12 protein-coding genes are annotated in these 13,930 nt (G+C 59.9%); 9 read left to right on the forward strand and 3 right to left on the reverse strand.

Going from position 1 to position 13,930, the window contains the following annotated elements; translation table 11 throughout:
• Window positions 1-19 precede the first annotated feature (19 nt).
• The gene (locus tag ABIN98_RS24355; RefSeq protein WP_346914035.1) at window positions 20-664 is read right to left on the reverse strand and encodes a uracil-DNA glycosylase; all 645 of its coding nucleotides are present in this window, start codon (window positions 662-664) and stop codon (window positions 20-22) included.
• A gap of 39 nt (window positions 665-703) precedes the next feature.
• On the reverse strand, window positions 704-1,294 hold the full coding sequence (locus ABIN98_RS24360; RefSeq protein ID WP_346914099.1) for an NYN domain-containing protein: 591 nt from the start codon (window positions 1,292-1,294) through the stop codon (window positions 704-706).
• Window positions 1,295-1,670: 376 nt separating this feature from the next.
• On the opposite strand from ABIN98_RS24360, the gene rpoZ reads away from it, so the two are divergent.
• From rpoZ to recO, 8 genes are all read left to right on the forward strand, one after another.
• Window positions 1,671-2,069, forward strand: coding sequence for a DNA-directed RNA polymerase subunit omega (rpoZ, locus tag ABIN98_RS24365; RefSeq protein WP_346895984.1), 399 nt, complete (start codon window positions 1,671-1,673; stop codon window positions 2,067-2,069).
• Between the two features lie 108 nt (window positions 2,070-2,177).
• Window positions 2,178-4,409: a bifunctional (p)ppGpp synthetase/guanosine-3',5'-bis(diphosphate) 3'-pyrophosphohydrolase gene (locus ABIN98_RS24370; RefSeq protein WP_346914037.1), complete on the forward strand. Its 2,232-nt coding sequence runs from the start codon at window positions 2,178-2,180 to the stop codon at window positions 4,407-4,409.
• 57 nt (window positions 4,410-4,466) lie between these two features.
• Complete coding sequence (gene pyrE / locus ABIN98_RS24375) at window positions 4,467-5,048, forward strand: orotate phosphoribosyltransferase (protein WP_346914101.1); 582 nt, start codon at window positions 4,467-4,469, stop codon at window positions 5,046-5,048.
• Window positions 5,049-5,077: 29 nt separating this feature from the next.
• A complete protein-coding gene (locus ABIN98_RS24380) occupies window positions 5,078-5,674 on the forward strand; it encodes a DUF2062 domain-containing protein (protein WP_346914039.1) in 597 nt (198 codons plus the stop codon).
• A gap of 186 nt (window positions 5,675-5,860) precedes the next feature.
• Window positions 5,861-6,616, forward strand: a complete 756-nt coding sequence (lepB, locus tag ABIN98_RS24385) for a signal peptidase I (RefSeq protein WP_346914103.1) — start codon at window positions 5,861-5,863, stop codon at window positions 6,614-6,616.
• Between the two features lie 35 nt (window positions 6,617-6,651).
• Entirely contained in the window at window positions 6,652-7,365 is a 714-nt protein-coding gene (gene rnc, locus ABIN98_RS24390) for a ribonuclease III (RefSeq protein WP_346914041.1), read from the forward strand.
• A 44-nt stretch (window positions 7,366-7,409) separates the two neighbouring features.
• Window positions 7,410-8,336, forward strand: a complete 927-nt coding sequence (era, locus tag ABIN98_RS24395; RefSeq protein ID WP_346914105.1) for a GTPase Era — start codon at window positions 7,410-7,412, stop codon at window positions 8,334-8,336.
• A gap of 90 nt (window positions 8,337-8,426) precedes the next feature.
• On the forward strand, window positions 8,427-9,188 hold the full coding sequence (gene recO, locus ABIN98_RS24400) for a DNA repair protein RecO (protein ID WP_346914043.1): 762 nt from the start codon (window positions 8,427-8,429) through the stop codon (window positions 9,186-9,188).
• 39 nt (window positions 9,189-9,227) lie between these two features.
• Here the strand turns inward: recO and ABIN98_RS24405 are convergent, their stop codons facing one another.
• A complete protein-coding gene (locus ABIN98_RS24405; RefSeq protein WP_346914045.1) occupies window positions 9,228-11,228 on the reverse strand; it encodes an EAL domain-containing protein in 2,001 nt (666 codons plus the stop codon).
• A gap of 357 nt (window positions 11,229-11,585) precedes the next feature.
• On the opposite strand from ABIN98_RS24405, the gene parC reads away from it, so the two are divergent.
• Window positions 11,586-13,844, forward strand: coding sequence for a DNA topoisomerase IV subunit A (gene parC, locus ABIN98_RS24410; protein ID WP_346914047.1), 2,259 nt, complete (start codon window positions 11,586-11,588; stop codon window positions 13,842-13,844).
• Window positions 13,845-13,930: the final 86 nt, after the last annotated feature.

Here is a 13,930-nt window from a genome sequence, read left to right on the forward strand (position 1 = left end):
GAAAGAACGCTTCCCGCGTTTATGCCGCATCCAGAAACTGGCGGATATCGGTAAAGACCGAGCGGAACATCTCCGTGGTCAACCGGCCGGTATTGGTGTTGTAGCGCGAGCAGTGATAGCTGTCGAACAGGACAAGCTGCCGCGTCCCCAGATCGTGGCGCGCACCGTGACCGAAGGTGAAATCGGCGCGGCGAAGCTCCAGAGCGCTCAGGAAGGTTTCATGGGCGATCCGCCCGAGTGCGAGCACCGCCCTCAGGCCCGGATTGGCCTCAAGCGTCGCGATCAGATACGGGCGACATGTCTTGATTTCCGGACCTGTCGGCTTGTTCTGCGGCGGCAGGCAGCGCACCGCATTGGTGATGATCGCATCCCGCAGTTCCAGTCCGTCATCGGGACGGGCTTCATAAGCTCCGGCGGCAAAACCGAAATCCAGCATGGTTTCGTAAAGAAGGTCACCGGCAAAGTCACCGGTAAACGGCCGGCCCGTCCGGTTCGCACCGCGCATACCCGGCGCCAGACCGACGATGAGCAGCTTCGGATCCGGAGACCCGAAAGACGGGACCGGCGCGTTGAACCAGTCGGGAAATTGTTCCCGAAGCTCATGGCGTAAGCCTACGAGCCTCGGGCATGCCTGACAGTCCAGCGGTGGGTCGACACTGACCATCGCAGTCAGGTTCCTCGCATTCTTTACGAAATCGCCGGCTTAGTAGTCGTCGTCGTCTTCGTCGTCGAAGTCCGGCCCGGTCTGCGGGCGTGCGGGACGTTCGGACGGATCCCGGCCGATCTTGCTGGCAAGGGTCGCCAGGTCGATGAAGTGATCGGCCTGCCTGCGAAGATCATCGGCGATCATCGGCGGCTGCGTCTTCAGGGTCGAAACAACGCTGACCTTGCGGCCTTTTCTCTGCAGGGCTTCCACCAGCGACCGGAAATCACCGTCACCGGAGAAGAGAACGATATGGTCGACGCTGTCGACGAGCCCCATCGCATCGACGGCGAGCTCGATATCCATATTGCCCTTCACCTTCCGCCTGCCGGACGAATCAACGAACTCCTTCACCGGCTTCGTGATGACCTTATAACCGTTGTAATCGAGCCAATCGATCAGCGGCCGGATGGAGGAGTATTCCTGATCTTCGATGAGAGCGGTGTAATAGTAGGCCCGAAGCAGATAAGCTTGACCCTGAAATTCCTTCAAGAGACGTTTGTAATCAATATCGAAGCCTATGGCCTTGGCAGTCGAGTAAAGATTGGCGCCGTCAATAAATAAAGCAACTTTTTCTCTGGCATCAAACATTCGCGTGGGAACCTTTCTTATTGTTTCTACAGCCTCCCGGAGTTGAAACTCCGAAGCCGACGGAATCGAGCCGTCCAACCCACATCATGGTGCGTACTTCCATTGTCATTTCGTGCACATGATCGCTTTTACGATTCTTACTTCTGTCGGTTTTTACCATTTGGTTGGTATTTGTGTATTTTTACATAACCGATACCATTGCCCTACACCATAACTGTCGCCGGTCGCAATGACAAAGCGCGCCAACTTCCGCCCGAAGGTCCATTTTCCAGCAAAATTGAATTGAAGCAAACAGCTCCCCGATACGGGGTTGCTTTCCCTTAATCTGAATATTATACGCTTTCTTTTCAAGTTCCCTAACTCATGGAGACGTCGTATGGCGCGTGTGACCGTCGAGGACTGCATCGACAAGGTCGAAAATCGTTTTGAGCTGGTCCTCCTGGCCGCTCATCGCGCTCGCATGATCTCAAGCGGCTCACCGCTCACCGTAGAGCGTGACAACGACAAGAACCCGGTCGTGGCCCTGCGCGAGATTGCCGAGCAGACCGTAAGTCCCGAAGACATGAAGGAAGACCTTATCCACTCCCTGCAAAAATATGTGGAAGTGGACGAGCCGGAAGCGGAAGCCGTGCCGATGGTTCCCTCGGGCCAGCAGCAGACGACCCAGGTCAATGCGGTCGATGATTCGGCTGTGGAATTCGACCGTATGTCGGAAGAAGATCTTCTGCGCGGCCTGGAAGGCCTGGTACCACCGGAGCGCAGCGACGACGTCTAGGATTTGTTTCAAGACACGCCGGGTTGACGGCTTCAGAACATCGCCAGCCCGGCAGGTTTTTCGAAAACCTCCCGTTTCTCCCGGCTGTCATATGGGTCGGTTCCGGCCATGATGCGCCAATACGAGCTCGTTGAACGAGTAACCCGATATAATCCCGATGCGGATGAGGCCCTCCTCAACAAGGCCTATGTCTATGCCATGCAGAAGCACGGCCCCCAGACACGCGCATCCGGTGACCCCTACTTCTCCCATCCGCTCGAAGTTGCCGCGATCCTGACCGATCTGCGTCTCGATGACGCAACCATCGCCGTCGCCCTTCTGCATGACACGATCGAGGACACGGACGCGACCCGCGCCGAAATCGATTCCATGTTCGGCGAAGAGATCGGCAAGCTGGTCGACGGACTGACCAAGATCAAGCGCCTCGACCTCGTTTCCCAGAAAGCCAAGCAGGCGGAAAACTTCCGCAAGCTCCTGCTGGCAATCGCCGACGATGTCCGGGTGCTACTGGTCAAGCTGGCGGACCGGCTGCACAACATGCGCACGCTCCACCACATGCCCGAGCACAAGCGCGGCCGGATTGCCGAAGAAACGATGGAGATCTACGCTCCGCTCGCGGGGCGCATGGGCATGCAGGACATGCGCGAGGAGCTGGAGGACCTTTCCTTCAAGACCCTCAATCCGGAAGCCTATGACACCATCAGCGAGCGCCTGACCGAGCTGCGCGAGACCAATGCGGAACTGATCGCTGAAATCGAAAAGACCCTGACCGAACGCCTCGCGGAACGCGGCATGGCGGCGGTGGTCAAGGGCCGCGAGAAGCGTCCTTATTCGATCTTTCGCAAGATGCAGCAGAAATCGCTCGGCTTCGAACAGCTCTCCGATCTTTACGGCTTCCGGGTCACGGTGGGAACGGTCGAGGCCTGTTACCGTGTCCTGGGGGTCATTCACACCACCTGGCCGACGGTTCCGGGTCGGTTCAAGGATTACATTTCCACCCCGAAGCAGAACGACTACCGCTCGATCCACACCACGATCGTCGGCCCGTCCCGCCAGCGCGTGGAACTGCAGATCCGTACGGCCGCAATGGACCGTGTCGCGGAATTCGGCATCGCCGCCCACGCCCTTTACAAGGACGGCGAGATGGGTGGCTTGAACATCGCGCGTCACACGGAAGATTGCCGCGCCTACGAGTGGCTGCGGCGAACCATCGACCTTCTCAACGAAGGCGACACCCCGGAAGAGTTCCTGGAAAACACCAAGCTGGAGCTCTTCCACGACCAGGTGTTCTGCTTCACGCCCAAGGGAAGGCTGATTGCCCTGCCCCGCGGCGCGACCCCGATCGACTTCGCCTACGCGGTCCACACCGGCATCGGCAACACCTGCGTCGGCTGCAAGGTCAATGGCAAGATCATGCCCCTGGTCACCGAACTCAGAAACGGTGACGAGGTGGAAATCATCCGGTCCAAGGCGCAGACGCCGCCGCCGGCCTGGGAATCGATCGCCGTCACAGGAAAGGCCCGCGCGGCGATCCGCCGGGCAACCCGCGAATCCGTCCGCAAGCAATATGGCGCCCTCGGAGAGCACATCCTCAAGCGCGCTTTCGCCCGAGCGGAAAAGGTGTATTCCGAAGACCTGCTGCAAAGCGCGCTGAGCGATCACAATCAGCCGAACGTCGCCGAACTTCTCGCGGCCGTCGGCCGTGGCGATATCAGTGCCCAATCGGTTCTGAAATCGGCCCACCCTGACTATCAGGACGACCGTGTCGTCCATACGCCGGCCACGTCCGAAGATGGCTGGTTCGACCTGGAAAAGGGAGCGGGGTTGAAATTCCGCATACCCGCGGGTGAGCTTGACCCGGACTCCGGCGACGAAGCCCGGGACGGATCCGCACTACCCATCCGCGGGTTGTCCGGCGACATCCCGGTCGGTTTTGCCCCGGACGGAGGCGCCGTCCCCGGCGACCGGATCGTCGGCATCCTGACCCCGACCGACGGCCTGACGATCTATCCGATCCAGTCTCCGTCCCTGAAGGAATTCGACGACCAGAGCGAACGCTGGGTCGACGTGCGCTGGGACATCGACGTCGACAATCCGGAACGGTTTCCCGCCAGACTCGCCATCTCCGCGATCAACGAGCCCGGTTCGCTTGCCGCCATCGCCCAGGTAATCGGCGAAAACAGCGGCAACATCGACAATGTGAAGATGGTCCGCCAGGCAACGGATTTTCACCAAATGGTCATTGATCTGGAAGTATGGGACCTGAAACACCTGAACCGGATCATCAATCAGTTGCGTTCAAAACCGAATGTCTCCAGTGTGACCCGTGTCAACGGCTGACGCCGGAAAACCGAGGAAAGGACAGTCATCCGCATGACCAGCCCCATGAGCCGCCCCATGACTCGCGAGGAAGTGCTTCAACAGTTCCGCGACGCTGGCGCGATCCTTGAAGGCCATTTTATCCTGTCCTCGGGCCTTCGAAGCCCGGTATTCATCCAGAAGGCCCGGGTCTTCATGTATCCGGAGCGGACGGAAACCCTGTGCAAGGCGCTCGCGGAAAAGATTCGCGCCGCAGGTCTCGGTGACATCGACTACGTCGTCTCTCCCGCCCTGGGCGGGCTGATCCCCGGATATGAAACCGCCCGCCACCTGAAGGTGCCGGCCATGTGGGTCGAGCGCGAGGACGGAGAATTCCGTTTGCGCCGGTTCGAAATGCCGGAGGGCGCGCGCGTCGTGATCGTCGAGGACATCGTGACCACCGGCCTCTCCAGCCGCGAAACGGTGGATGCTTTGAAGTCGATCGGAGCGAACGTGCTGGCGGTCGCCTGTCTGATCGACCGCTCTGCCGGTGCGGCCGATACGGGCGTGCCCCTGATCTCCCTGGCTGACTACAAGGTCCCGGCCTATGAAGCGGACAAGCTTCCGCCGGAATTGGCGGCTATCCCTGCGGTCAAACCGGGAAGCCGGGGCCTCGCCTAGGACACCGGAAACGAGACCGACAAAACCGTATGCTGTTCCGCCGCCGCAACAAGCCCACCAACATCGAACGCCTTCGCGTGGCCGTATGGCCGCGCAACAGCTGGTCGCGGTCGACCCGCTATTTCGGAAAACGCGTCCTGCGCCTGACCGCGACGCCCCATGCGATTGCGATCGGATTTGCCGCCGGCGCATTCGCATCCTTCACGCCTCTGGTCGGCTTCCACTTCATTCTCGCTTTTGTTATCGCCTATATCATTCGCGGAAATCTGATCGCCTCCGCCCTTGGAACGTCCGTCGGCAACCCTTTGACCTTCCCGTTCATCTGGGCCTCCACTTTCAAGGTCGGTCAATGGATCCTGCGCAGCGATGCGGCCCCTGCCGGCCATGACATCCACAAGGAATTCGCGAGGCGGCTGCTGGACAGTTCTCTCGACGTCCTGCTGCCGATGTTCAAACCGATGCTGGTCGGCGCTGTGCCTCTCGGAACGATCACCGCCGTGATCTGCTACGTACTTGTCTACAAGAGCGTCGAAGTCTACCAGACGCGGCGGAAGGCCTCGATTGCCCGCAAGCGCGCGCCGTTTCCGGCCCCGCATGCTGCGGGACTGGAAGAAATCGACAAATAGGACACTACCTTTTTACTGCCGGATTCCTACATGAAAGACGAGCGGTGAGCGGTCCATACCCAGCCGGCCGTCATTGCCACGAAAGCCGCGAGCCGCTAATAGTCGGCAGCAGATTCTAAACAGTCATTTCGCTCCCGGCGTTTCCGCCGGATCCATCAGCCCGGAATTTACATGTCAAAGGACAAGATGAGCGTGAACGAAGACAAGAAGGCCAAGGACGGCGGGCTCTACGAGACCGTGAAGATCATCGTGCAGGCGCTCCTTCTTGCCCTGATCGTGCGCACCTTTCTGTTCCAGCCGTTCAACATTCCGTCCGGATCGATGAAAGACACGCTCCTGATCGGCGACTACCTGTTCGTTTCCAAATACAGCTACGGCTATTCCCGCTATTCCTTCCCCTTCGGCCTCGCCCCCTTCTCCGGCCGGATCTGGGGTGCGGAACCGAAACGCGGCGATATCGTCGTCTTCAAGCTGCCCAAGGACAATTCGACCGACTATATCAAGCGCGTGATCGGCCTTCCCGGCGACAGGATCCAGGTGAAGGAAGGCGTCGTCTACATCAACGACGAACCGGTCAAGCAGGAACGCATCGACGACTACATCGAAAACACCGGCTTTGGCGTCAAGCGGGTGGCACGCTTCCGCGAGACCCTGCCCAATGGCGTTTCCTATGAGACCCTCAATCTGAGCGACAACGGCGCGCTGGACAACACGCGCGTCTATGAAGTGCCCGAAGGGCATTACTTCATGATGGGCGACAACCGCGACAATTCCACCGACAGCCGCGTGTTGTCGGCTGTCGGCTATGTGCCTTACGAAAACCTGGTCGGCCGCGCGGAAGTCCTGTTCTTCTCCATCGAGGATGGTACGCCGGCCTGGATGATCTGGAAATGGCCCTGGGACGTGCGTTGGGACCGCCTGTTCAGGGATCTGCACCCCTGAGGCCGGCCCGAGCGGAAGCGGCGCAAGGAAACAATATGGCGGCAAGCACACAGGCCATGAGCGAACTGGCCCAACGCCTTCAGCATGAGTTCAAGGATCCCGGCCTGCTGAACGTGGCGCTGACCCACGCCAGTGCGCTCGCGCCGACTGACAGCGTCACGAAGAGCTATCAACGCCTGGAGTTTCTCGGCGACCGGGTGCTCGGCCTTGTCGTTGCCGGTATGCTCCACAATCATTTCCCGAACGCGGATGAGGGCGAACTTGCCCGGCGTTTCAATCATATGGTCAAGCGGGAAACCTGCGCGGAAATCGCCAGCGAACTGCGTCTGGGCGATGTCATGCGCATCGGCCAGAGCGAGGCTCAGACCGGCGGCCGCAAGAAGGCGGCCCTGCTGGCCGATATTTGCGAGGCGGTGATCGCAGCCATTTATCTGGATGGCGGATTTGCAGACGCCGAAAAATTCGTCAGGCGCCTTTGGGAACCGCGTATGCTATCCTGGTCCGGCCCCTTGCGGGATGCCAAGACCACCCTGCAGGAGTGGGCTCAGTCGCGTGGGCTGCCGACACCGAAGTACGATGTTATCAGCCGCGAAGGCCCGGATCACGCCCCCAGTTTCGTGGTCGGCGTCAATGTAAAGGGGATTGCCCCCGGCGAAGGCCAGGGCGGCTCTAAGCGCATCGCCGAACAGGCTGCCGCCGAAGCCGTGCTCCGCCGTGAGGGCGTCTGGAAAGAACAGGACAGGACTTGAACTCCGACGACGATGACATGCCGCAGGCAAGCCCGCGGTTCGACATGCCTCTTCCCGAAGCCTCGGCCCCGATGCCTGAGGGCACGCGTGCGGGCTTCATCGCCCTGATCGGCGCGCCGAACGCCGGCAAGTCCACCCTCATCAACCAGCTCGTCGGCACCAAGGTCTCCATCGTGACCCACAAGGTGCAGACGACACGGGCGATCGTGCGCGGCATCGCCATGCACGACAAGGCCCAGCTCGTCTTCGTCGATACGCCCGGCATCTTCCAACCCAAGCGGCGCCTCGACCGCGCCATGGTCGACACCGCCTGGGGCGGCGCCCGGGACGCGGATGTGATCGCGCTCCTGATCGACGCCCGAAAAGGAATCGACGAGGAAGCCGAAGCGATCATGGAGAGGCTCGCCGATATCAAGACGCCGAAGGTGCTGATCCTGAACAAGATCGACGTCACCAAGCGCGACAAGCTTCTGGAACTGGCAAAAGCCGCCAACGAGGTCATGCCGTTCGATGAGACCTTCATGGTGTCCGCTCTGAATGGCGACGGCGTCGAGACGATCCTGAATTATTTCGCCGCACAGGTTCCCGAAGGTCCGTGGCTTTATCCGGAAGACCAGCCGTCCGACCTGCCTTTGCGCATCCTGGCTGCCGAAATCACCCGGGAAAAGCTGTTCGAGCGCCTGCACCAGGAGCTACCCTACATCTCAACGGTGGAAACCGAACAGTGGCAGGAGCGCAAGGACGGCTCCGTCCGCATCGAGCAGACCATCTACGTGGAGCGTGACAGCCAGAAGAGCATCGTCCTCGGCAAGAAGGGGCAGACCATCAAGGCCATCTCCAAGGCCTCCCGCGAAGAGCTTGCTGAGATCATCGATGCGCCCGTGCACCTGTTCCTGTTCGTAAAGGTGCGCGAGAACTGGGCGGATGATCCTGAGCGTTATCGCGAAATGGGGCTGGAGTTCCCGAGGTAAGGAACAACGAGAGATACAGCATCTCTCGCCTTACCCTACGGCCAGGAACTTCCCGCCTCTCCCCTCCCCGGAATCGTATAAACTTGCTCCATGGAATGGACCGGCGAAGCAATCATTCTGGGAGCCCGCAAGCACGGCGAGACGGACGTCATCCTTGAGGTGATGACGGCGGAGCGCGGCCGGCATCTGGGATTGGTGCGCGGTGGCCGCTCGCGCCGCCGGCAACCGATGCTTCAGCCCGGCAACGAGGTGCAGGTCACCTGGCGGGCTCGGCTGGCGGACCATTTAGGGATCTTTTCCGTCGATCCGATCCGCTCGCGTGCCGCCGAACTGATGACCTCGTCCGTCGGCCTGCATGGCGTCCAGCATCTGGCCGGCCTCATTCGCCTTCTGCCGGAACGCGATCCCCATGCACGGCTCTATGAAGCCTTCAGGATAGTGCTCGACCACCTCGACCGGTTCGATGTCGCCGGCCCGCTGATCATCCGCTTCGAACTGGAACTGTTGAACCAACTCGGCTACGGCCTGGATTTGACCAGCTGCGCGGCGACCGGAACCCGGGATGACCTCGCGTGGGTGTCGCCGAAATCGGCCCGTGCCGTCAGCCGGGAGGCCGGCGAGCCCTACCGGGACAAACTGCTTCCCCTGCCCCCGTTCCTCGTGGAGGGCCAGCGTCAGCCGGGCAGCGAGATCACCTACCGGGATCTGATTGAGGGGTTCCGGCTGACCGATTTCTTCTTAAATCGCAACGTCTACGAGCCCCGAGGGATCAAGGCGGGCGACCTGCGCCCCGGCCTGATTGCGGCACTGGAGAAGCAATACCGCGCTGAATATCCGTGGAATTTCGACTAGTCCGAACAATGCAGGGAAGGCATTCGACCTTGACGGCAATCAAGCCCGGTTTAAAAACCGCTCCTCCGATATGCCATCCAAGCTTGCCAGATAGTCGAGGACCGCATCCCCCGGAATGGGTTTGGAATAATAGTAGCCCTGAACCATTTCGCCGCCGAGGCTGCGGATTATGGCCAGTTCTTCCTCGGTCTCCACGCCCTCTATGATACAGCCGATATTCATGTCGCGGGACAGGTTGAGCAGCGATTTGACGATCCCGTAGCCGGCAGAATTCTCGCCGATATTGGTCACGAACGACCGGTCGACCTTGATCTTGTCCAGCGGGAAGCTGTGCAGGTGGCTGAGGCTCGAATAGCCGGTTCCGAAGTCGTCCAGCGAGATCCGGACCCCGGTCTGCTTGAGTTCGGCGATCGCTTCCTGTGCCCGGTGGACGTCGCGGATTATCGCGGTTTCGGTAATCTCGAAGTCGATCCGATTAGGCGCAACGCCGTAATTATGGATTTCGTCGACAAGTTCGCGAACATAGTCGGTCTTGGCGATATTGGCCGCCGACAGATTGAACGACAGGCGGACGTCCTCCGGCCAGGTCCTGGCGCAGATAAGCGCCTGCCTGAACAAAACCAGGGTCAGCGGGTTTATAAGCCCTGCCCGTTCGGCAGCCGGAATAAAGTCGCCCGGAGGCACCATGCCCAGCGTCGGACTGGTCCAGCGTGCGAGCGCCTCGAACGCCACCACTGCGCGGCTGTTCACATCCACGACCGGCTGGAAGGCAACACCCATTTCATCGGCGACCGTATCGCTTCGAAGAGCCTTTTCCAGAAGCTTCGTCCGCTGGATCCTGGCTTCATGCGGCTTGCCGAAGAGGACCACATGACTGCTGCCTGCATCCCGGCTTCGTTTAGCGGAATAAAGGGCAAAGTCCGCATTTTCGTAGAGCTCGTCGCACTGGATGCCAGTCTGCCAACGGGCAAAACCGATACTGGCTGAAATCGACAGGGTCGCTTCCGCCAGATTGAACGGCGCCTCCAGAACCGTGCACAGATTTTGCCCGATCTGCATCAGGTTCTCATCGCTAAGCTCCAGGTTGATCAGAATGGCGAATTCATCGCCGCCCAGGCGCGAAAGGAGAAGATCCCCCTGGCAGGCAACTTTCAGGCGCTCCGCCACGGACACCAGCAGCTTGTCTCCGACCGCATGACCGTACAAGTCATTGACGGCCTTGAACCCGTCCAGGTCGATCAGGCCGATAATGAGCGGCGCCTGTTCCATAGCCGCGGACGCATGTTTTTCCGCAAACTCTGAGAAGAAACAGCGTCGGTTCGGCAGATTGGTCAGGCTGTCTAGATTGGCAAGGCGGTAGTTTTCGTTCGAGAGCTCCAGCGTCTCTTTCTGCTTCTGCACAAGCTCGTTCTGCTGCTGGATGAGCTGTCTTTGGGACCCGATCAGTGAAACAAACCTGTTGTAGTTGATCGACACGATCACCAGCAGGGCTATCGACACGAAGATGAGATTGCCGGCGTTGGCCATGAAGACAGGATTGCCGGAAAAGCCGAAGAAGACGATGAAGGCGGCGTTGACGATCATCGTCACGTTGAACGCCGCCGACAGCATGTGCATCAGACTGAAAATGCAGCCGACGACCGTGATCCCCATAAAGAACGCCACATGCCCCTGTGCATAGGCATCGCCATAAGGGTAAAGCGCCAGTGACCAGGCGGAAAAGCCGGCCGCGATGAGCGGTGCAAGCGTATTTGTCTGTTTCAGGGATTTCAAAGCGGTTGCGGCATCCGGGCACTTTGAAATGGAGCGCCTCCATCTCACCAGCCGGACGAATACCAGGACTGACAGCCCAACCGGAATATAGAACGTGAGGCTGCGGGGCGCCAGGTTCCAGAACGTTGCCACCAGCGCCCAGGTGTTGACCAGCAGCAGCGCATACATCATGGGAAGCTGTCTGGTATTGGCATCGAACTGCGCTAGCGTCAGTTCGGGGTCACCGCTCGGAACAGAAAACAGGTTTTTTAGCTTTTCAAGTTTCACCTGACAGGCCTCAAATATATTTTGCCGTTCAATTCCAAAATGCACATCCGGCTATATAGTTCCGGCAATATCCTGATAAACTTACTGATAAACCTTAAATAACCCGTTAGTCAGATATTACGTTGCGGCGCTCCGCCGTGACATCACAGTACGGCACCGGCTCTAAATCGCCGCCAGGCTTCAGGGTTGTAAGTTTTCCACTTTCCCGCTTTAGCCGACACATTGCTTACAGCCGTCCCGGCAATAGTATCGAAACCATCCACCCCGGATGCCCGAACCGGGGAAAACCACGCTCGAAACCGCAGAGTTCTGCGCAAATCATTTGCGTCGAACTTTCGATGCCGCTACTCGTTTCCTATGGGAAACGAGTTGATTCCGCCGAGCGGTCCAAGCGGCATTGAAGGCATCGAACTGCGCACAGCGCTGGAAGAGCGCTACCTTGCCTATGCGCTGTCGACCATCATGCACCGCGCCCTGCCGGACGTGCGCGACGGGCTGAAGCCGGTGCACCGGCGCCTGCTTTACGCCATGCGCCTTCTGAAACTCGATCCCGGCGCCGGCTTCAAGAAATGCGCCCGCGTCGTCGGCGATGTCATCGGTAAATACCATCCCCATGGCGATCAGGCCGTCTATGACGCCCTCGTCCGCCTCGCCCAGGATTTCGCGCAACGTTACCCGCTGATCGAAGGCCAGGGCAACTTCGGTAATGTGGACGGCGACAATGCCGCCGCCATGCGTTACACTGAAGCCCGCCTCACCGATACCGCCAAGCGCCTGCTCGACGGTCTGGACGAAGATGCCGTCGATTTCCGCGAGACCTATGACGGCGAAGACAAGGAGCCGATCGTTCTGCCGGGCGGCTTCCCGAACCTCCTCGGCAACGGCTCTTCGGGGATCGCCGTCGGCATGGCGACCTCAATCCCGCCGCACAATGCCTTTGAACTCTGCGAAGCCTCGCAACACCTGATCAAGAACCCGAAATGCGAGCCCGATGAACTGCTGCAGTTCATCAAGGGCCCGGATTTCCCGACCGGCGGCCTTCTCGTCTCCGACGAGGCGGCAATCCGCGAAGCCTACACGACCGGTCGCGGCAGCTTCCGCGTCCGCGCCCGCTGGGAGGTCGAAGATCTCGGCCGCGGCCAATGGAACGTGGTGGTCACCGAGATCCCCTTCCAGGTGCCGAAATCGCGGCTGATCGAGAAGATCGCCGAGCTTCTGACCGCGCGCAAGCTGCCGCTTCTGGAAGACATCCGAGATGAATCGGCGGAAGACATCCGCATCGTTCTGGTTCCCCGCTCGCGCAATGTCGACGCGACGCTCCTGATGGAATCCCTGTTCAAGCTGACGGACCTGGAAAATCGGTTCGCCTTGAACATGAACGTGCTCTCCCAGGGCAAGGTGCCCATGGTGATGGGCCTGAAGCAGGTCCTGCGCGAATGGCTGGACCATCGCAAGGAAGTCCTGGTCCGCCGCTCCGAACATCGGCTGGCCCAGATCAACCATCGTCTCGAAGTTCTCGAAGGCTATCTGATCGCCTATCTGAACCTCGACGAGGTGATCCGCATCATCCGCGAGGAGGACGATGCCAAGGGTGAACTGATCCGGACGTTCGAACTGACCGACGTTCAGGCCGAAGCCATTCTCAACATGCGCTTGCGGTCCTTGCGCAAGCTGGAAGAACTGGAAATCCGCAAGGAGCACGAAAAGCTCTCCGAGGAAAAGGACGAGCTGACCAAGCTGCTCGGCTCCGACCAACGCCAGTGGACCCGGATCAGCAAGGAGATTGCGGAGGTCTCCAAGGTCTACGGACCGGAAACCGACATCGGCAAACGGCGTACCGGCCTGGCAGAGGCCCCGGAGCACGATCTGGACGACATTCAGCAGGCCATGATCGAAAAGGAACCGATCACGGTCATCGTCTCCGAAAAGGGCTGGATCCGCGCGCTGAAGGGCCATCAGGCAGATCTCGGCAACCTCGCCTTCAAACAGGGCGACAAGCTGAAACTGTCCTTCCATGCGGAAACCACCGACAAGATCCTGATCTTCTCCACCGGCGGCAAGTTCTTCACGCTGGGCGCCGACAAGCTTCCCGGCGGACGCGGCCATGGCGAGCCGATCCGGCTGATGGTGGAAATGGACGAGGCCCAGGACGTGATCAGCGCCTTCGTCCACAAACCGGGACGGATCCTGCTGATTTCCAACGACGAAGCCCGCGGCTTCCGGGTGCCGGAAGACGATGTCATTGCCAATACACGCAAGGGCAAGCAGGTCCTGAACCTGGCAGCCCCGGCGGAAGCCTCGATCTGCGTTGCTGCCGAAGGCGACCATGTGGCCGTGATCGGCGAGAACCGGAAGCTTCTGGTCTTCCCGCTGGAGCAGATTCCGCAAATGGGCCGCGGCCGCGGCGTGCGTTTGCAGCGCTACCGCGACGGCCACATCGCCGATATCCGGGTCTTCAAGGGCGAAGACGGTCTGACCTGGACCGACAGTTCCGGCCGCAGTTTCACCCGCACGCTGAACGAATTGGCCGACTGGCGCGGCGAACGCGGACAGGCCGGACGTCTACCGCCGACCGGCTTCCCACGCTCCAACAAATTCGGCCCGCGCGAGCTGTAACGGCACCATTTCGAAACGCTGTACCGTTTTCACCAAAGTAGATCTCGACGAAAGCCACCTGCCCTTGCATTCTGGCGCGAAAGCAT

Origin of the sequence: uncultured Roseibium sp. (genome assembly GCF_963675095.2) — a bacterium.
In the GTDB taxonomy this organism is placed as follows: domain Bacteria; phylum Pseudomonadota; class Alphaproteobacteria; order Rhizobiales; family Stappiaceae; genus Roseibium.

Excerpts from the sequence above, each read along its gene's own strand:
- ABIN98_RS24355 (WP_346914035.1), bottom strand. The coding sequence starts at position 664 with ATGGTCAGTGTCGACCCACCGCTGGACTGTCAGGCATGCCCGAGGCTC.
- ABIN98_RS24360 (WP_346914099.1), bottom strand. The coding sequence starts at position 1,294 with ATGTTTGATGCCAGAGAAAAAGTTGCTTTATTTATTGACGGCGCCAAT.
- rpoZ (WP_346895984.1), top strand. The coding sequence starts at position 1,671 with ATGGCGCGTGTGACCGTCGAGGACTGCATCGACAAGGTCGAAAATCGT.
- ABIN98_RS24370 (WP_346914037.1), top strand. The coding sequence starts at position 2,178 with ATGATGCGCCAATACGAGCTCGTTGAACGAGTAACCCGATATAATCCC.
- pyrE (WP_346914101.1), top strand. The coding sequence starts at position 4,467 with ATGACTCGCGAGGAAGTGCTTCAACAGTTCCGCGACGCTGGCGCGATC.
- ABIN98_RS24380 (WP_346914039.1), top strand. The coding sequence starts at position 5,078 with ATGCTGTTCCGCCGCCGCAACAAGCCCACCAACATCGAACGCCTTCGC.
- lepB (WP_346914103.1), top strand. The coding sequence starts at position 5,861 with ATGAGCGTGAACGAAGACAAGAAGGCCAAGGACGGCGGGCTCTACGAG.
- rnc (WP_346914041.1), top strand. The coding sequence starts at position 6,652 with ATGGCGGCAAGCACACAGGCCATGAGCGAACTGGCCCAACGCCTTCAG.
- era (WP_346914105.1), top strand. The coding sequence starts at position 7,410 with ATGCCTCTTCCCGAAGCCTCGGCCCCGATGCCTGAGGGCACGCGTGCG.
- recO (WP_346914043.1), top strand. The coding sequence starts at position 8,427 with ATGGAATGGACCGGCGAAGCAATCATTCTGGGAGCCCGCAAGCACGGC.
- parC (WP_346914047.1), top strand. The coding sequence starts at position 11,586 with ATGGGAAACGAGTTGATTCCGCCGAGCGGTCCAAGCGGCATTGAAGGC.